Annotated in this window: 14 protein-coding genes; 6 read left to right on the top strand and 8 right to left on the bottom strand. The window is 40.4% G+C overall.

Features of this window, described 5'->3' with window-relative positions; translation table 11 throughout:
* Nucleotides 1–107 precede the first annotated feature (107 nt).
* Both CHX27_RS09280 and CHX27_RS09275 read right to left on the bottom strand, forming a co-directional pair.
* Nucleotides 108–1,406, bottom strand: coding sequence for an OmpA family protein (locus CHX27_RS09280; RefSeq protein WP_094486497.1), 1,299 nt, complete (start codon nucleotides 1,404–1,406; stop codon nucleotides 108–110).
* Nucleotides 1,407–1,679: 273 nt separating this feature from the next.
* Complete coding sequence (locus CHX27_RS09275) at nucleotides 1,680–3,485, bottom strand: GNAT family N-acyltransferase (protein WP_094486496.1); 1,806 nt, start codon at nucleotides 3,483–3,485, stop codon at nucleotides 1,680–1,682.
* Nucleotides 3,486–3,707: 222 nt separating this feature from the next.
* On the opposite strand from CHX27_RS09275, the gene CHX27_RS09270 reads away from it, so the two are divergent.
* Both CHX27_RS09270 and CHX27_RS09265 read left to right on the top strand, forming a co-directional pair.
* Nucleotides 3,708–4,472: an exodeoxyribonuclease III gene (locus tag CHX27_RS09270; protein ID WP_094486495.1), complete on the top strand. Its 765-nt coding sequence runs from the start codon at nucleotides 3,708–3,710 to the stop codon at nucleotides 4,470–4,472.
* 40 nt (nucleotides 4,473–4,512) lie between these two features.
* On the top strand, nucleotides 4,513–5,475 hold the full coding sequence (locus CHX27_RS09265) for an OmpA/MotB family protein (RefSeq protein WP_094486494.1): 963 nt from the start codon (nucleotides 4,513–4,515) through the stop codon (nucleotides 5,473–5,475).
* A gap of 296 nt (nucleotides 5,476–5,771) precedes the next feature.
* On the opposite strand, the gene CHX27_RS09260 is transcribed toward CHX27_RS09265, so the two are convergent.
* The 6 genes from CHX27_RS09260 to panC form a co-directional block, all read right to left on the bottom strand.
* Entirely contained in the window at nucleotides 5,772–7,745 is a 1,974-nt protein-coding gene (locus CHX27_RS09260; RefSeq protein WP_094486493.1) for a transglycosylase domain-containing protein, read from the bottom strand.
* Nucleotides 7,746–7,758: 13 nt separating this feature from the next.
* Nucleotides 7,759–9,120: a DNA repair protein RadA gene (radA, locus tag CHX27_RS09255; RefSeq protein ID WP_094486492.1), complete on the bottom strand. Its 1,362-nt coding sequence runs from the start codon at nucleotides 9,118–9,120 to the stop codon at nucleotides 7,759–7,761.
* Nucleotides 9,120–10,361 carry an alpha/beta hydrolase gene (locus tag CHX27_RS09250; protein ID WP_094486491.1) on the bottom strand — a complete coding sequence of 414 codons (1,242 nt, stop codon included), beginning with the start codon at nucleotides 10,359–10,361 and terminating at the stop codon, nucleotides 9,120–9,122. Before CHX27_RS09250 ends, radA begins: the two co-directional genes overlap by 1 nt.
* Nucleotides 10,362–10,470: 109 nt before the next feature.
* Nucleotides 10,471–11,430, bottom strand: coding sequence for a lysylphosphatidylglycerol synthase transmembrane domain-containing protein (locus CHX27_RS09245; RefSeq protein WP_094486490.1), 960 nt, complete (start codon nucleotides 11,428–11,430; stop codon nucleotides 10,471–10,473).
* 4 nt (nucleotides 11,431–11,434) lie between these two features.
* Nucleotides 11,435–11,785 carry an aspartate 1-decarboxylase gene (panD, locus tag CHX27_RS09240; protein ID WP_094486489.1) on the bottom strand — a complete coding sequence of 117 codons (351 nt, stop codon included), beginning with the start codon at nucleotides 11,783–11,785 and terminating at the stop codon, nucleotides 11,435–11,437.
* Nucleotides 11,786–11,798: 13 nt separating this feature from the next.
* Nucleotides 11,799–12,650 (bottom strand): pantoate--beta-alanine ligase, encoded by an 852-nt coding sequence (gene panC, locus CHX27_RS09235; protein WP_094486488.1) that lies wholly within the window; start codon nucleotides 12,648–12,650, stop codon nucleotides 11,799–11,801.
* Nucleotides 12,651–12,757: 107 nt separating this feature from the next.
* Between panC and CHX27_RS09230 the strand changes: the two genes are divergently transcribed.
* The 4 genes from CHX27_RS09230 (at nucleotide 12,758) to CHX27_RS09215 (ending at nucleotide 18,714) form a co-directional block, all read left to right on the top strand.
* Nucleotides 12,758–13,564: a glycogen/starch synthase gene (locus CHX27_RS09230; RefSeq protein ID WP_094486529.1), complete on the top strand. Its 807-nt coding sequence runs from the start codon at nucleotides 12,758–12,760 to the stop codon at nucleotides 13,562–13,564.
* Between the two features lie 13 nt (nucleotides 13,565–13,577).
* Nucleotides 13,578–15,260 carry a DUF4270 domain-containing protein gene (locus tag CHX27_RS09225; RefSeq protein ID WP_094486487.1) on the top strand — a complete coding sequence of 561 codons (1,683 nt, stop codon included), beginning with the start codon at nucleotides 13,578–13,580 and terminating at the stop codon, nucleotides 15,258–15,260.
* Nucleotides 15,261–15,263: 3 nt separating this feature from the next.
* Nucleotides 15,264–17,108 (top strand): glutamine--fructose-6-phosphate transaminase (isomerizing), encoded by a 1,845-nt coding sequence (gene glmS, locus CHX27_RS09220; RefSeq protein WP_094486486.1) that lies wholly within the window; start codon nucleotides 15,264–15,266, stop codon nucleotides 17,106–17,108.
* Nucleotides 17,109–17,268: 160 nt separating this feature from the next.
* A complete protein-coding gene (locus tag CHX27_RS09215; RefSeq protein ID WP_094486485.1) occupies nucleotides 17,269–18,714 on the top strand; it encodes an oligosaccharide flippase family protein in 1,446 nt (481 codons plus the stop codon).
* The last annotated feature ends 838 nt before the right edge of the window (nucleotides 18,715–19,552 follow it).

Raw genomic sequence — 19,552 nt, 5'->3', positions numbered from 1 at the left:
ATCCATCAAAAAACTAGGACTATTAAACCCTACATATATCCCAAAGATGTAAAATAAAAAAGCCGGACTGCTTTAAACAATCCGGCTTTTATGTATTTTTTTAAGTCCTATTTCACGCGGAAAGTAACTCTGCGAACTAGTTTACGAGCTCCTTCAGAAGATTTGTCTACCGACTTATCTTCACCAGCAGGAACAACTGTCAATCTAGCTGGGTCAATTTTAGCTTTTACAAGAACATCTTTAACTGCGTTAGCACGCGCTGCAGAAAGTTTGTTGTTGTATTCTGTATTTCCGATTTCATCCGCATGACCAGTGATTTCGATTTGTGCTGTAGGATTATTTCTTAAGTAAGTCAATACAAAACCAATACCTTCAGTAGATTCATTAGTTGGAACTGATTTGTTGTAAGGGAAGTATGCACACATGTAACCGCCGTTGATTAACGAACGAATCATTTCGTTGTTTGTCATGCTGTTGTTAGTGATAGCGCTGCTCTTCACGTTGTCACCGTATGTTTTAGACATATAGCTTTCTAATTCATCCGGAACACCGTTTCCATTTTTATCGATAGCGCGTCCTTTAGTGTCAACAGCCATACCCGCAGTAGAATTTGGCTCTGCATCTAGATAATCCGGCACACCATCTTTATCAGCATCGCTCAACATTGTTTCAAGGTCGCCAATTCTCTTTTGCAATTCAGCAACTTCATCTTTTGTTTTATCACCTTCTAAGTACCAATCAGCATGTGTATCATTGCTGCCTAAGTAGAAAGTAAGACCAATTGACCCAGAGAAGATTCCTCCTCCAAAACCACGGAACTTGTCATTTAACAATTCTGGACTATTAGTACCGTCGAAAGTTCTGTTTTGCCCAACACCTGTTAGGCTAGTAAAATCTCCAGTTAAAGCTATTCGATTTGACAATTTTACTTGACCTGTTAAACCAACAATAAAGTGGCCCATACGGTCCGTATATCTTTGATCATCAGATTTCATTTGGGAATATCCACCACCTAAGTGCATCAAAAGTCCGATTCTTTTTGTCCAAGTCGGGAATCCTAATATATTACCCGCATTAACAACACCTTGTACGGATGTTCTATAATAATGAGTATCGAATTCAATTGAAGAATTATCACTATTTGTAAAAGAATAGTATCCAATATCCCACTTTAAACCAAAATTATTAGACAGCATATATCGAACACCAAGATCTGCATTCCATGGGCTCGGTGTTGCAGTAAATGCACCAGGAGTAAACGGATTTGAAGGCTTGTTAACCCCACCAGCAACCTCGATAGACCAACGATTAAAACTGCTCCCCTCAGCTTTATCTTCCTTACCTTCTTGCGCAAATCCCGAAGAAACTGCTGCAATTAGCGCTATGGTTAGTAGATTTTTTTTCATAAAAAGTTTAAGTTTTAAATTTCACCACAAACATACAACAATTTAATTCACTTGAAAATTTATTTTTTGCAACTAAAAGACTTGTTTCGATGTGATATATCGCAGTTTTCTTAAAAAATTAACATTATTAGGTCGTAAAAACGGTATTTTGAACAATAAAACAATGAAGTATATTCGTTTATCACAGAAATGATTGATTGCCTAATAAACAGGTAATTACATTAATTGATTTAAAAAATGGATGATTCACCAATTTTTGAGGTAAACGCACCTTTAGTAATTGCCTTTCTCGTGAAGTTTTCGTTCTAGTTCAGCCTGAAATTCTTCAATAACGGGGCGCATGGTGCTTTCTGGAATATCGGCTATGCGAATATACATCAATCCATCTATAGCGTTATTAAATTGTGGATCCACATTAAACGCAACAACTTTTGCATTTTGCTTTATGTACTTCTTAATCAAAACCGGCAAGCGCAAATTGCCCGGCTCCAACTCATCGATAATCTTATCAAACTTGTTTAAATCCGACTCCGCTTCATCGAAAATAAAATCTTTATCCGCATCTTTAAGCTTTACCTTATATTCTTTCTTCGCGCGAACATACTGTGCTACATACGGATCGTAGTAATTCGATTTCATGAACTCGATCATTAACGACTTCGAAAAACTCGAAAACTGATTGCTGATGCTCACACCACCAATCAAATAATTGTGCTCCGGATAATGCAAGGTGGTATGAATAATTCCTTTCCAAAGCAAAAACAATGGCATCGGTTTTTGTTGGTACTCTTTAACTATAAATGCGCGTCCCATCTCGATCGACTTTCCAAGCATTTCGTTTAACTCGGGTTCAAACCGGAACAGTTCGTGCAAATAAAAACCTTCGAAACCGTACTTGGGAAAAATCTCCGAACCCAAGCCCATACGGTATGCACCAGCAATTTGCTGTGTATCGGCATCCCACAAAAACATGTGGTAGTAATATTTATCGTACTTGTCTAAATCTGTCGATTGATTGGTCCCTTCACCAACCTCACGGAAAGTTATTTCCCGCAAACGACCAATTTCATGTAACAAATTCGGAATCTTGTCAGCTTTCGTGAAAAAAACTTCGTAATTCTTGCTTTGCAGATAACGGCAGTTGGTTTGTCGCAGCATTTCTACTTCAGCAGCCATTTTCTCACTGCTAGCCGCATTTGTAATTTGCTTGGGTTTTGGCGCTATCTTTAATTGTGCTGGCGCAATTCCGCTGTTTTCTTTTTCAAACGGATTTGCCAACATATACGTCTTCTTACGTAAAAATTCGGAGTATTCTTCTAACGATTTGTACTCATTTTGCTCAGCAACCGAAATGGGCTTGCCAATGCGAACCTTAATCACACGATCTTTCTGCGAAAACAGCTCCGAAGGTAATTTCGCAGTACGTAATGTATCGCCTAACTTCGATAACATATAGAAAAACCGACTGTTCTTCGCATGGAAATAAATAGGAACCACAGGTACTTGCGCTTTTCGAATTACCTTAATAGCACCTTCTTCCCAGGCTTTATCTACCATTAACTTGCCGTCTCTGTACGTCGATACTTCTCCAGCTGGAAACATTCCCAAAGGTTTGCCATCGCTTAAATGACGAAGCGTTTCCTTCAACCCAACCACACTCGATTTCGCGTCTTTATGATTTTCAAACGGATTAACCGGCATAATGAAGGGCTTCAGCGGCTCAATGCGGTGTAATAAAAAATTGGCTATAATTTTGAAATTCGGCTCGCGCTCTAACATGAGCTTCAACAACAAAATACCATCAACACCACCAAGCGGATGATTACTTATTGTAACGTACGCTCCTTCTTTAGGTATGCGCTTCAAATCCTCGTCGGGAATGTCGAATTTTATTTCTAACTGATCTAAAATGGCGTTCAAAAAAGCAACGTCTTTTAAATGTTTGTTGCGGTCGTAAATAGTATTAAGCCTGCTGATTTGCAGTGTTTTCATAAGCAACCAGCCCGAAAAAGTACCCAAAAAACCGTACTTATCCGTCTTTATAGCTTTAGCAACTTCTTTGGCAGTAACCAGCCCCATTTTAGTTTCATTTGTTCCGAACAAATATAGAAAATAATGATTAGGCAGGTACTTTTATAAGCTACTTCGAACGCATATTCTGCCAACAAACTCACGATCAAGCTCTGTAATTACCGCTATTTTTTTAAAGCAGCTTTTTTTGAGAAGTTTAACAAGAACCCATTTAAGAGTATCGTGCCGACTCATTCGAATTTAATACATTTGAAACGTTAACCCGATAAAATGAAAATAGTTTCCTACAATGTAAACGGCATTCGCGCCGCAATAACCAAAGGTTTGCTCGATTGGTTAAAGCAGTCTGAAGCCGATATTGTGTGTTTCCAAGAAATAAAAGCCACCGAAGACCAAATTCCCATCGAAGCCTTCCAACAAATTGGCTATAAATATTGCTATTTCTTTCCCGCTCAAAAAAAAGGCTACAGCGGCGTAGGAATTATCAGCAAACACGAACCTTTACAAGTCGTTAAAGGAACTGGAATTGCACACATGGACAACGAAGGGCGAAATATTCGTGCCGATTTCAATGGCTTTTCCGTGATGAGCCTGTACTTACCTTCGGGAACCAACACCGACCGTCTCGATCATAAGTTCGAATACATGCGATTGTTTCAAAACTACATTAGCAATTTGCGAAACGAAATCCCGAACTTAATTATTGGCGGCGATTACAACATTTGCCATCAAGCAATCGATATTCACGACCCTATTCGAAATGCAACGGTTTCTGGATTCTTGCCCGAAGAACGTGCCTGGCTCGACGGATTTCTCAAAACAGGCTTCATCGACACCTTCCGGCATTTCGTTAAAGAACCACACAACTACTCGTGGTGGAGCTACCGCGCCAACGCCCGTACAAACAACAAAGGTTGGCGTATTGATTACCTGTTGGCTACCGAGAATCTCGAAAACAAACTGCTCGGAGCACAAATTCATCCCGACGCCGTGCACAGCGACCACTGTCCCGTATCTTTACAAATCTTAAATTAATTTCCGCGAAAGCGATTCTACTATTTCACAAACACGATTTATGAAAAGACCCATTTTAACCGGATTTCTAATTCTTGCACTCTGCACGAGCTGCGTGTCTAAAAAAGTGTACACCGACCTCGAAAACAAGTACGCCGAACTCAAAAAAGAACAACGCAAAACTCAAGACGATCTTGAAAAACTTACCGAAGCTAAAAATAAAGCCGATCAGGATTTAGCTTCAAAACAAACCGAATTGGAGAAATTGAAAGCCGAACGCGACAAACTTGCGGCCGATTTAAGCGCGGCCAACGCCAATCTCAAAAACTTACAGGCTTCCTATTCAGCTCTCGAAAAAAATAGCGACGAGGTTTTGAAGTCGAATCTCGAGCAAAACCGAGCTCTGTTGGCTAAGTTAGAAGCCAAAGAAAAAGCACTAGCTGCCGAACAAGAACGACTAAATAAACTGAAAGCCGATTTCGAAGAACGCTCGGCTCGCGTGGCCGAACTCGAACAACTGATCTCGGCTAAAGAAAACAACATGAAACGCCTGCGCGAGTCGCTTTCAAAAGCCTTAAACGCCTTCGAAGGCAAGGGTTTAACTGTGGAGCAACGCGACGGAAAAGTGTACGTTTCCATGGAAAATAAACTGCTTTTCCAAACCGGAAGCTGGACCGTAAACGCCGAAGGTAAAAAGGCTGTTGTCGAACTTGGCAAAGTTTTGGCCGCCAATCCGGATATCAGCGTGCTTATCGAAGGTCATACCGATACCGATAAATTTGCCGGCGCTGTCGGACAAATCGAAAACAATTGGGATTTATCTACCAAACGCGCAACGGCTATCGTGAATATTCTCGGCGAAAACAAGAACATCAACAAGCAAAATCTTACCGCCGCCGGACGTGGTGAATATGCGCCTATTGCCAGCAACGAAACGGCCGAAGGTAAGTCGAAAAACCGCCGAATCGAGATTATTTTAACGCCAAAACTCGACGAAATAAGCAAGGCGCTTAACGAGTTTTAATATTTTTGGTTTTTGGGCGTTCCCGCCGCAACTTTCATTCGCCACTAAACGAGAATAATTAGCGGCGGTCGGTGTTTTCGCTGCAAGTCCGCAAAACCAAAACCAGCAAATCCAGTTGTTTTAAACAAAAGGCGTTTAAGTTAACGTTTCAAATCTAAAACAGCTATCCAAAAAAAGCCGTAGCTTCTTAGGTCGCTACGGCTTTTTTTATTTGCTTGGTTTTGGTTTTTTACGGGCTTTTCGCTGCATCACCTAACGCAGCAGCGTGCTAGACGTATCGCTGCAAATAAACTGACTTAAAATTCAAATTCTTCTATTTCTAAACTATCAACCGCCGTCGAATCAACTTCTTTGGCAATTTTTATATAACCCGACGCCGGGCCGCTAATTCGAATGCCGCCGTAACCTCCTAAACTGTCGGCACTGCGGTACAATCCGCGACGTATCATCAACGATTTAATAAACTCGTGTTGTTTTCGAACGTACGGTTTCAACTCACCTTGGCTATTAAATTGCCAATTAAACTTCTTCGGACTCGGAATAATTCCCGCCAAAAAGATGCATTCATCGACCGTCAAATTCGCCGGCGATTTCTGAAAGTAAAACCTACTCGCTTCGCCAATTCCGTACACATTGGGTCCCCATTCAATGATGTTAAAATACACTTCCAACATTCTGCTTTTCGAAACAATGCGGTTATTCTCTAAAATATACACCAGCAAAATCTCTTCCAACTTCCGCGCAAGCGTTTTCTGCCGCGTCAGAAACACATTCTTCACCAATTGCATACTTATTGTGCTGCCGCCTCGAGAAAACTTCTTGGTCTTAAAGTTCTTTACAATCGATTGTTTAAAGGCTTCAGTGACAAATCCTTTGTGCGAGAAAAACGAAGGATCTTCCGAAGTTAAAACCGCGCTTTTCAACTCCGGCGCAATTCCATCTAAAGGTGTAAAATTCGGATTTTCCGGACCAACAATAATCTCGCGTTGGCGTTTACCGTTTTCTATAGCACTGTAAGCAAAAACGCTATTAATCTTCGGAATATCCGCTTTGCCGTAACTGATTATTTTAAGATTCTCGCGGTCGAGATTGCTCTCAAAAACCACGTCTTTTAAGTTGTTCTTATTGAAATGGAAATTGAGTTTATACGCGAAACTTCCACTGGCTTTCATACCCACCGTATTTGGAAACAGTGCCACAGGTAGCGAATTCAAGAACGCTTGTGCCTGCATTTTCGGAATCGAAACTTTCATGTCGAAAATGGTATCCGTTTCAAAATCTAATTTCACATACGGTTTAAAACTAATGTTGTTTATCTTGGCTGTTGTACTGCTGTCGATCGCTACAAACTTAGGTCCTACCACAAATTTGTACGTACTGTTTAATTTCGGAATGTACACCGTATCGATTGCAATTTTTGGCTGATTTACCCGTAAACCCACCAATTCCGAATAGCCTTGAATGTAAAAGTTACCGTCTTCCGTGTCGATGTCTTCGATTTGTAGTCGTGCACTTTTAAACGACGACTGCAACTGAAATCGCTCGTCGAAATACGGAAGTTTCACGCCGGCAGGATCAGAAGTTGTAAAAACCAAATCGGCTTTTCGGTCGCGCGGATCAGCTTCGCCATTAATCGTCCAGATTTGCTCGAACGTATTGGTTTTTACGGCAATTTCCGACTGCAATTCTTCATCGTCGATCGCAAGAGTGCGTACATTAATTAAGGCTTGTTTTCCTTTATCGTTTACAATTACTTGAAAATTGGAGAGGTTTAATTGCGTAGGAATGAGATTTAAAAAAACCGAACTGAGTTTGTCGAGCTTACGCGCATAATTCACATCGGTTTCCGAGCTAGTTTCAACGCTGGAAACCTCGTTTTTGCTTTTTAAAAACGTTTCGAAATTGCTGCCCGTTGCCGTAGTAATTAGTTGCAGCTTTCCTTTCTTTAAATGCAAAAAATCGAGTTGTAAATTTCCTAAGAATATGGGAAATAGTGCGGCTTTTGCCTCCACACGATCTACCGAAATTAAGGTGTCTTTTCCCGTCGGAACAATCGAAAATTCGGAAACTTCAACTGTTGTCAATCCTGTGAATGTCGCCGCTTTTAAATGAAGTTCGGCTTGGTATTCGGTCTTGCATTTTTGCTTGGCTTTCGCAATAACTTTATCGAGAATTTGCTGGCGGAATGCGAAAATACAGCCTACGATAACGAGACATGCAATTAGAATCACCAACAGCGATCGGTATATAAATTTTTTCGAGATTTTCATAACAATAACGCTATCAGCCAAATAATGCCGTTGCCAGGTCTTCAATTTTTCCGACCCGAACAATTTCTATTCCGGCGTGTGTTGCGCTGATCTTGCTGTGTGAAGATACAAATATTGTACTAAATCCAAGTTTGGAAGCTTCCTGAACGCGTTGTTCTAACCTACTCACTGGTCTGATTTCTCCTGAAAGGCCAACTTCGCCAGCAAAACAAACGTTTTTCGGCAGCGGAATGTCGTCGTTAGATGATAAAACAGCGGCAACCACCGCCAAATCGATCGCTGGATCTTCAAGCGTTAAGCCGCCGGTTATGTTTAAGAACACATCTTTTGCACCCAGTTTAAAGCCCGATCGTTTTTCCAAAACCGCTAAAATCATGTTCAAACGTTTAGCGTTATAGCCCGTTGTGCTGCGTTGAGGCGTTCCGTAAACTGCGGTACTTACTAAACTTTGTACCTCGATCATTATTGGGCGCATGCCTTCTAAAGCACAGGCAACAGCCGTACCAGACAATGCGTCGTCGCGGTGCGAAAGTAATAGTTCGCTTGGGTTGGTAACTTCGCGCATGCCACTGCCAATCATTTCGTAAATGCCCAACTCTGCGGTCGAGCCAAAACGATTTTTCAAGGCGCGTAGAATTCGGTAAATATGATGCCTGTCGCCTTCGAATTGCAAAACCGTATCAACCATGTGTTCCAAGATTTTTGGCCCAGCTATGGTTCCGTCTTTGGTGATATGTCCGATTAAAAGTACTGGTGTGTTCGATTCTTTGGCAAATCGAATCAGTTCTGCGGTAGTTTCCCGAATTTGTCCGACACTTCCTGGCGCCGAATCGAGTACTTCAGTTTGTAGCGTTTGAATCGAGTCGATGATGACGATATCGGGTTGCAGTATTTTGATTTGCTCAAAGATTTCCTGCGTTTGCGTTTGCGAAAGCAGGTAACAATTTTGATAATCCGTACCAATACGTTCCGCGCGCATTTTTATTTGTTGTTTGCTTTCTTCGCCCGAAACGTAAAGCGTTTTGTATGGTAAACGCAAGGCTATTTGTAGTAGTAAAGTACTTTTTCCAATTCCGGGTTCACCGCCTAACAGAGTTAATGATCCGGGTACTAAGCCTCCGCCTAAAACCCGATTAAGCTCTTGATCGCCGGTATTTAAGCGGTAAACATCTTGCGCAATTACTTCGGAAACGAGTACCGGTTTATCAACGGTTACTTTCTTATCTGCCGCGGGCTTCCAAGCAGGTGCTTCGGTCGTGGCTATGCGCTCTTCAACCAAGGTATTCCACGACTTACAAGCGGTGCATTGTCCTTGCCATTTTACATATTGCGCACCACAATTCTGACAAAAAAAAGCTGTTTTTGTCTTAGCCATTAGGGTTTTTCGGTTGCAGGTTGCTCTTCTTTTGCTGGTTCGGTAGTTTCGGTTGGTGTTGGTTCGGGTTCTGGTTCTGCAGCGGCAGCTTTTTTAGCACTTGCCCCTTGCTTCATTTCCTCAACCTTCTCAACAATAAAATCTTTGGTCAGGTCACCGATGGCATCGAGCGAAAAACCAGCTTGGTAGGCTTTAAGTGCTTTTTTAAAATCGCCTGTTTTTTCGTAAAACATACCCATATGATAGGCGCTTAACATCGATTTTGGGTAAGCTTTTCGAGATAAGGCGGCCAGCTTTTCAAATTCTGCGTAAGCTTTATTCTTTAAAATAGCAGCTTCTACAGCTTTGAAATCGGTAATTCGAATGGCCATTTTAGCGCCGTATGCTTTATTGATGGTTTCGTATTTTTTCACCAGGTAATCTACATAGCCGCTTTCGAGCTTTACGAGTTTTTCATCGAACTCGGTTTTGCTAATAGGTTGATAACTTGAAAAGATGTGATAAATGGCATTTGGTACAGAATAGGCAACCAAACTGTAATGCGACGCGCCTTTGAATTCGTCGTATCGGTAATTGATATTAGAATTTAGAATTGTTTTTATGTTGCCATCGAGTGTTTGAATGCCTTTCAGGTTGTGTTTCAGGTCACCATCGGCGCTTGAGTGGTAGTAGAATATGGGTTTTTTAGCTGTTTTTAGCATAACCGGAATTCGCTCCATCATCTGTTCGCCAAACTCGGCTCCCATAGAAATATATCCACTGAACAACGGATCTTCTTTATAAAGGAAAAGATTCATAAAACCAGCAGTAATGTTGTGCCCTGCGATGATTTTAAATGGCGAGAGGCGGTATTGTTTTTCGAGCGCAGGAAGGAGCTCGGCACCTATAAATTCAAAAAATGCAGCACCCGTTTCTTCGGGTAAACCTTCTTGATTCATCATGCAATCGGCCTCACGCTGATTCTCTTTATTCTGATCGATACCTACTATAATTACTTCGGGAAGATCATCCCAATAATTCCCGAACGCAAAATTTCCATCGAATACATCAAATAAGTATTCGCCGTCGAGCAGCAATAACAAAGGATACTTTTTATCTTTTGTCTGACCGTATGAAAGCGGTAACGATCCTGTAAACGTTCGATCAGCATTTAGTTTAGCTGAAAAAATGGTGTCACGCGGACGCTGTGCTGTCGCAGAAAGGCAACAAAAAAGAGCTATTAAAAAAACGAGTGACCTCATATGCACACTTTTTACCTAAAGTTCACAATAATCCGACTAAAATACTAAAAAAGGAATGCCTGTTGAAAATAAAGCGACTTCACAAGTTAATAATCAGACGAAAGGTTCGTTAACGTCGATTAAATAAAGGTAATAGCAAAAATGAGATGCCACCTAAAGCTATCATTAGAACAGTTTGAGAAATCCACACAATCCATCCAAAAGCTAATCCCGCAGTTTCAGGAACGTTATATAGAAGCAGAATTTCTGCAATAAGAATCGGATAAGCACCGAAACCACTGTTGGTAAATCCGATAGCAATACTTCCAACAACGAAGGCCGTTACTACTGCGCCAAAACTAATATTTGCCGTTTCGGGTAGCGCAAAAATTGTAACGTAAAACATGGCCAAATACGTAAACCAAATAAAAATAGAATGCGCTAAAAACCCCCATTTATGAGGCATGGTGTAAATGCTTTTCATTCCGGCAGTTAATCCAGCCAATTTCTCCTTGGCTTTTAAAATGATTCCGAGTTTAGAGTACATCCATACCAACATAAAAATCGCCGCGAGTACTATTCCAACTACCGCTAAAATCAATAATTGATCAACCGGAATGTGTTTGGTAAGAAAATCACTTACTACATTTATTTGAAAAATGAGGGCTACAAAGAAAAAAGCTGCAAAGATGAAAAGGTCGACAATTCGTTCTGCGACTATAGTTCCAAATCCTTGATCAAACGGAATGTTTTCGTACTTTTTTAGAACTACAGCACGTGAAATTTCACCACTTCGCGGAACACTTAAATTTACCATATAAGCGATACAAACTGCAAAAAGCTTGTTCCAAAAACTGGGGTTATAGCCTAAATGTTGTAGTGGATACTTCCAGCGATAAGCTCGCGAAATGTAGCCAAACAAAGCAATGAACAACGATAAGTAAATATAAAGGTAGTCGGCTTGTTGAAAATACCCTTTCATTTCGGCTATTTGGGCTGCCGAAAACTCATTGTATTTGTAGATGATTAAAAAAACTCCAAGCGCTATTGGAAGCGTGATTGACAGGAATTTTTTAATCGGAAATTTCAAAATATCAACGAAGTGAATTGTTTGTTTCGTCTGGGAAAACGAGCGCTGGCTTAAATACTTTTGCCTCTTCGATGGTTAAGATTCCGTAGGAAATAATAATGATAATATCTCCTTTTTGAACCTTGCGAGCGGCAGGACCGTTCAGAGTAATTTCGCCACTATTTCGAATGCCTTTGATGGCATAAGTTTCCAAACGTTCCCCATTATTGATGTTTACGATGGAAACTTTCTCACCCTCAATGATGTTTGCGGCGTCCATCAACGCTTCGTCTATGGTTATACTACCAATGTAGTTCAAATCGGCACCGGTAACAGAAACGCGGTGAATTTTACTTTTTACAACTTGAATTTGCATGGCGCAAAGGTAATTAATTTAAGGAAATAGTATCAATAAGTCGAACATCATCGGCAAAGACCGCAATAAAAGCGCGGTATTTTCTATCTGGCTCAAGAACTGCTGCTGATTCGAGAGTTTGGGCATCGGCGATTTCAAAATACTCGAGTTGAAAAAGCGGATGATTAGAAAAAATGCTTTGTACGGTTTCTTTAATTCGATCAAACGACTCGGTTTTAAAAAGAACTTTTGCTTGAGATAGACTTTCAAAAATCAGACTCGCTTTTTCGCGCTGCTCGGCGGTTAGTCGCTCGTTTCGGCTGCTCATGGCTAATCCGTTTGCTTCGCGAAAAATGGGTACAATTTCTATCGTTGGGCCGTTTTCAAGCATTTCAGCCAATTTTGATACGATAAGAGCTTGTTGAAAATCTTTCTCTCCAAAAAAAGCAATTTGTGGTTGAATTAATTCGAATAGAAATTTAACGATAGTTCCCACACCATTAAAGTGACCGGGTCTAAACTTTCCTTCCATTTGGTGTTCCAAACCGCCGAATTCGAAATCAACTGAAGTGATGACCGAGCCGTAAACATCATTGGTCTCGGGTGCGTAAACAAGAATGTTACTGGCATTTAAACTTGAGAGCTTAAGCAGATCGCGTTCGAGTGTACGTGGGTAGTTGGTGAGATCGGCAGCATTATTGAATTGCGTTGGATTAACAAATATGCTCACCACGGTAAAATCGGTTTGCTTCAGGCTCTGCTGCACCAACGATAAATGCCCGTCGTGCAAAGCACCCATTGTAGGCACAAAACCAATTGATTTTTGAGTCTCACGAAGCTTATCAAGTACGGGTTGTAAGTCCGATTTTATGGTAAAAACCTGCATGCCGCTGTTTCTGAAATTGGGTGCAAACTTAAGATTTTAGGCAATATCTCATTGGTTATTTGTACCTTTGCATGTTTTTTATATTAAATAGCAGAAGTTTGACCTTTATGGAAGATAAACGAATCTTATTTGTGTCGTCAGAAGTAGTGCCTTATTTGGCAGAAAATGAGGTGTCTTCGACTTCATATGACCTTCCGAAAATGATCAACGACCAGGGCGGGCAGATTAGAATTTTCATGCCGCGGTATGGAAATATTAACGAGCGCAGGCATCAATTGCACGAAGTCATCCGATTGTCGGGAATGAATTTGGTTGTCAATGATTTAGACATGCCATTGATTATAAAAGTAGCATCGATACCCAAGGAGCGGATTCAAGTATATTTTATTGATAACGACGAGTATTTTAAAAGAAAAGCAACGTTTGCCGACGAGGAAGGGAATTTATTCCCAGACAATGATGAGCGCGCTATTTTCTTCGCCAAAGGTGTTATCGAAACTGTGAAAAAGCTCAACTGGGTTCCAGACATTATTCATGTACACGGCTGGATGGCGTCGCTACTACCGGTTTACATGAAGCATTATTATAAAAATGATGCATTGTTTGCCGACACTAAAGTAGTTACTTCAATTTACAGTCAGTCTTTTGACGGTACTTTGGCTGCCGACCTGTCTTCAAAAATGCAATTCGATCAGATTCCCGAAGAAGCTATCAATGTCTTAAAATCACCGTCATTTACTAATATTATGTTAGCAGCGATCGACCATTCTGACGCGGTGGTAATAGGTTCAGAAAATCTTTCAGACGAATTAACAAAATATATACACGCTGCTAAAAAACCCTTTCTACCTTTCACCGACAAAGAAAAATTTGCAGAAGCGTATACGAACTTCTACAAAAATCAAGTTCTCTAAAGAAAATTTTTTTATGAATTTACGAAACGTCAGCGGGATTTTAATAGGTATAATCGCACTTTTGAGCCTTTACGCCTGCGACAAAGACTTTATAGATTTGGAAAGCGATGTAATAGGTGATAGTCATTTCGATTTCACGCGTTATGACGGACAACTCACTGTAGTAGCCTATAATCAAGGTACGGGTATAGTTCAAAGTAACAATTTACCAAATATATCAACCGATATAAGCGTGAATTCGTTAGGTTACTATAATAACCCCGCATTTGGGGCAACTACTGCGCACTTTGTTTCTCAAGTTGAGCTAGCGGCTATTTCTCCAGAGTTTTCCACAAATATTGTCATGGATAGTGTTTACATGGAAATTCCATATTTCAGTACAAGAACAAACATCGTTGACGGAGATTCAACCTACGAGCTCGACAGTATAACTACTTCGCAAAATGGGCGAATGAGACTAAGTATTTTTGAGTCTGGTTACTTTATTCCAGATTTAGACCCTTCTCCCGAATCAAATTTAGAAGAACGAATACGACTTTACAGCGACCAAAAACAAACTTTTGAAAGTTACAAGAAAGGTTCGCTCGAAGATGGTACATCTGTTTTCAATGGTCCTCGATTAAATAATTCTACGAACACTCAAGAAAACGACCAGTTTTTCTTTAATCCTGCCGAGGTCATTTTAACCAAATTGGATGCCGACGGGGATGAAATTGTTACCCGTAAAACCCCTAGATTACGTGTTTCCTTAAATAAAAACTTCTTTAAAAAGAAAGTAATTGACGCTCCTGAATCTGTCTTAGAAAACAATACTGCTTTTAAAAACCATTTAAGAGGTTTGTTTTTTCAAGTGGAACAGCAAACAGGGAACTGTTTGGGTAATTTAAATTTCACCACTGGAACAATAACGCTTTATTATACTGAAGATCAAATAAGTACCGTAAACGGCGCCGCTACTACAACACGTGTTCAAAAAGAACTTGTTTTGAATTTAACAGGTAACCGAGCCAATTTATTTGAGCAAACCTACACTCCTACTTATGCCGCCGCATTAAACCCAGCGAATATAAACACTTCAGTTGGCGACGAGCGCTTATACGTTAAAGGAGGAGAAGGCTCTGTCGCCGTGATCGATTTATTCGGTAGAACAAATGCAAATGGAGGAAATTCAGCTGAACTCGAAGCGCTTCGTAATGAGGCGGAAGCTAATAATTGGCTGATAAATGAAGCTAATCTAACCTTTTATATCGATCAAGATGCGATGGGTGAAAGTGTTGAACCACAAAGAATCTTTCTCTACGATTTAACGAACCAAAGAGTTATCGGCGATTACAGCGCACAAGATCCAGGGCCAAGTGGCTTCCCAAAATTCAACAAGCCAACTTTCGGTGGTTTCCTCGAAAAAATTAATGGAAACGGTCTTCGATATAAATTTCGAATTACTAGACACATTTCTAATCTACTGAAAAATAGAGAAAGTACCAACGTTCGACTTGGACTTGTAGTAACCGAATCTATTAACGACACTCGCTTTGCTCGATTAAAGCCTGGACAACCAAATAATCAAGTATTTTCACAAGTTCCTGTAGCCTCTGTATTAAATCCTTTTGGAACTATATTGTTTGGTTCTAGTCCATTAGTTGATGCATCAAAGAGATTAAAACTTGAAATCTATTACACCAAACCAAAAGAATAAATTATGTGTGGAATTGTAGGTTATATCGGACAAAGAGAAGCATTTTCTGTTGTAATTAAAGGACTTAAAAGACTAGAATACCGCGGATACGACAGTGCCGGGGTAATGCTCTTCGACGGCTTTGATTTAAAGGTGAGCAAAACAAAAGGTAAAGTGAGCGATTTGGAAGAAAAATCCAAATCAATGTCGCAAACCGGAACCATAGGAATGGGGCATACACGTTGGGCAACACACGGTGTACCAAACGATGTGAACTCACACCCACATTTATCAAATAGTGGCGAACTTGCAATCATCCACAACGGAATTATCGAAAATTACGAGCCGTTAAAAAAGGAGCTAATTAAACGCGGATATACTTTTTCTTCGGATACCGATACCGAAGTATTGGTAAATTTAATTGAAGAAGTACAGAAAAACGAAAAATGTAAGCTTGGAAAAGCAGTTCAAATTGCTTTAAACCAAGTTGTTGGAGCGTATGCCATTTGCGTTTTCGACACTAAAAAGCCGGATGAAATTGTCGCCGCGCGTTTAGGATCACCTTTGGCTATTGGTATTGGAACCGACGAATTTTTTATCGCTTCCGATGCTTCTCCGTTTATTGAATATACCTCGAATGCCATTTATTTGGAAGATGAAGAAATGGCCATTGTGCGTTTACATAAACCTTTGCGCATTCGTAAAATTAAAGATGATGCGTTGGTAGATCCTTACGTACAAGAACTTCAAATGAATTTGGAGCAGATCGAAAAAGGAGGTTACGATCACTTTATGTTGAAAGAGATCTATGAGCAACCATCGGTAATTAAAGATACGTACCGCGGGCGTTTATTGGCCAATCAAGGGCTAATTAAAATGGCAGGAATTGAAGATAACTTAGAGCGTTTTCTTAACGCCGAGCGTATCTTAATTGTAGCTTGCGGAACCAGCTGGCACGCCGGTTTGGTTGCCGAATATATCATTGAAGAGTTTGCACGAATTCCTGTCGAGGTTGAATACGCTTCAGAATTTAGATATCGAAACCCGATCATCAATAAAAATGACGTGCTTATTGCGATTTCGCAATCGGGTGAAACTGCCGATACTTTAGCAGCTATAAAGTTGGCTAAAGAACGCGGTGCATTTGTGTTTGGTGTTTGTAATGTGGTTGGTTCGTCTATTTCGAGAGAAACACACGCCGGCGCTTATACGCATGCCGGACCGGAAATTGGAGTGGCTTCGACAAAAGCATTTACCACCCAAATTACGGTTATTACTATGATTGCTTTACGTTTAGCGAAAGCAAAAGGAACCTTATCAAACTCGGATTATCACCGCTATTTACAAGAGTTGGAGCTTATTCCGGAAAAAGTACAAGATGCCCTATTAACTAATGATGCCGCCGAAGCTATTGGAAAAGTTTTCCAAAAGTCGTCGAATTGTTTGTACTTAGGACGCGGATACAACTTCCCAGTAGCGCTAGAAGGAGCATTGAAATTAAAAGAAATCAGTTACATACACGCAGAAGGATATCCGGCTGCAGAAATGAAACACGGTCCGATTGCTTTGATCGACGAGCACATGCCTGTAATTGTAATTGCGCCCAAACAAGGACATTACGATAAAGTGGTTTCGAACATTCAAGAAATTAAATCGCGTAGCGGAAAAATTATTGCAGTTGTTACCAAAGGCGATGTTCAAGTTCGCGAGTTAGCCGATTACGTGATTGAAGTTCCGGATACCTCAGATGCTTTATCTCCGCTAATTACTACCATTCCGTTGCAGTTGTTGTCGTACCACATTGCGGTATTGCGCGGTTGTAACGTAGATCAGCCTCGAAATTTAGCGAAGTCGGTTACGGTAGAATAAGCGTCGATACGTTCTGGTTTGCTCGTGTGGTAACGATTGCCGCAAAAGCGATAGAGGCGGTACCCCGCAACGTACGAAGTGAAACGCAGTACGTGAGGAGTAAAGCCGAAAGCGCGGTGGCGCGTAGGAACGGAGCGGCATTTGCCCAAAAACAAAAAAAGTGAGTTTATACCGCAAACTATTTAAGCAAACGGCAATTTATGGCCTAACCGCCGTTGTGCCGCGTATGCTTAGCTTTTTTCTGGTACCGCTATACATCGATTTGCTGGATGAAGCCGAATATGGCGTGGTTACCAAGCTTTTTGCGTACATGATTTTCTTTAATGTGGTACTCTCGTACGGCTTTGAAACTGCGTATTTTCGTTTTATAAACCGCGAACCCGATCCGGAACGAGTAAAATCGACGGCGCTTTACTCAATACTTTTCTCAACTACCTTATTCGCTGTTTTCGCCGCCCTACAAGCATCGTTTTTATCGCGTTTTATGGAGGTGTCGCTCACGCAAGTGTACTTAGCGATTGCCATTATGGTATTCGATGCTTTAGTGTTAGTTCCTTTTAGCAGTTTACGCGCTTCGCAACGCCCGAGCTTTTTTGCCGTGGTGAAAATCGGAAACGTTGTTCTAAATTTATTGCTTAATTTGTTCTTTTTATTGCTGTTACCAGCACTGGCGCACCATAGTTTCTTTGCTGGTTTGTACATGCCAAACAGCGAAGTATTTTACATTTTTGTGTCGAATTTAATTGCAAGCGCAGCTACGTTTGTAGTGCTATCATCCGACTATTGGAAAACGAAATACCAATTTGATACCCAGCTATGGAAAAAGATGCTGCAGTATAGTTGGCCGATTTTAATTTCGGGAATTGCGTTTGCGATTAACGACCAGTTCGACAAGATTTTGCTCAGTAAAATGCTTCCGGAGGCGATTGCCGATCGAGAGCTCGGCGTGTATTCGGCTTGTTACAAGCTAGGGCTGTTTATGGTGCTGTTTCGGACGGCTTATACTTTAGGTATTGAACCGTTTTTCTTTAACCATGCGCAAAATGAAAATGCGCCACAAACTTACGCCGAAATTACCCGCTTTTTCGTGGCGGCAGGAGCCATTATCTTAGTTGGCGTGATTGTTTTTGCCGATGTTTTGAAATTGGTTATGATTCCAAACGCGAAGTATTGGGAAGCCATGAAGATTGTTCCACTGATTGTACTTGCTAACTTTTGTTTGGGGATTTACACCAACCTATCGATTTGGTATAAGCTTACCGACAAAACCATCTTTGCCGCATACATTTCGCTAATTGGCGCTGCAGTGACGCTGGCGCTTAACTTTTGGTTAATTCCGCTGTACAGCTACACGGGCTCGGCAATTGCAACTTTGGGCGCATACGGCAGTATGATGTTGGTGTCGTATGCCTTAGGCCAAAAGTACTACCCGATTCCGTACGATTATCGAAAAATTGGATTGTATTTAGGATTAGCCATAGGTTTAAGTTTTGTGAGTTTTTATCGCTTTCGCGGAAATATAATCGTTGCCATTTTGGCATTTGTGAGCTTTACGGCTGTGGTGGTATGGAGCGAGCGGAAGGTGTTTTTGAAAAAAAGGGCTTAAAACGATATTTTTTAAGTTGACATTTTTCTGAAACTTTATTGGTTAATCTTAAACTACCAGGTAATTAAAAAAAGCTGCCTAAATAAAGAAAATTTAGACAGCTATAATCATATTCAGCGTTGATACTTAGACTAATATTGAAATTCAATTACACCTATTAAGACCGTAGCAACTAAAAAATGAACCTTAAACAGGTTCGATTCTTGATCATTTTTCTTTAACCACAAATAGTATGAAAACAAGGTACTTGAAATAACTAAGATATGACCCAGTGACTTCAATATTTCCATTTGTGTGTATATAACTAATGCAAAATAGGCACTTGAAATCGCAAAAATTAATTTAGAGATAAGGTAGTAACCTTTTATTTTACTGCTACTGCTTTTAACTAAAGAATAGGGTACAAAATAAAATGCTACTGCCAAAAAGAGTAGAAATATAAAAAGAGCTAATATGTTCGATTGAATTAGTATTTGAGCTATGAAAAAAAGAAACAATGCTAGTGGTAAAAAGTAGTACTTTAAGTTCAGACTTTTTCTAATTATGAAGCTCATATTCCTTGATTTTTATAAACCGTAATAACCAATTTTTCTACAGTCCCAACCACACGCCGCTGCCTTCCATAACACATCAGCTCCTGGATTTAATGCGAACTGAATCCACTCAATAGCATTTTGCTTTTTGTATTTAGTTCTAATGCATTGTACTAGGCAATTCTCCCAAGCGGAAAAGCTTCTAGTTCTATTTTGCAAGGTATCGAATGTGAATAAACCAATTTTAATTCTACTGCAAATTATTTAGTACACGACAAAAAACATAATTGATTAAAAATCAATAA

The organism is Flavobacterium aurantiibacter (genome assembly GCF_002251775.1).
Taxonomy (GTDB): domain Bacteria; phylum Bacteroidota; class Bacteroidia; order Flavobacteriales; family Flavobacteriaceae; genus Flavobacterium; species Flavobacterium aurantiibacter.
Note: the sequence above shows the minus strand (reverse complement) of the source record. Positions and strands in the feature narration are given on the sequence as shown.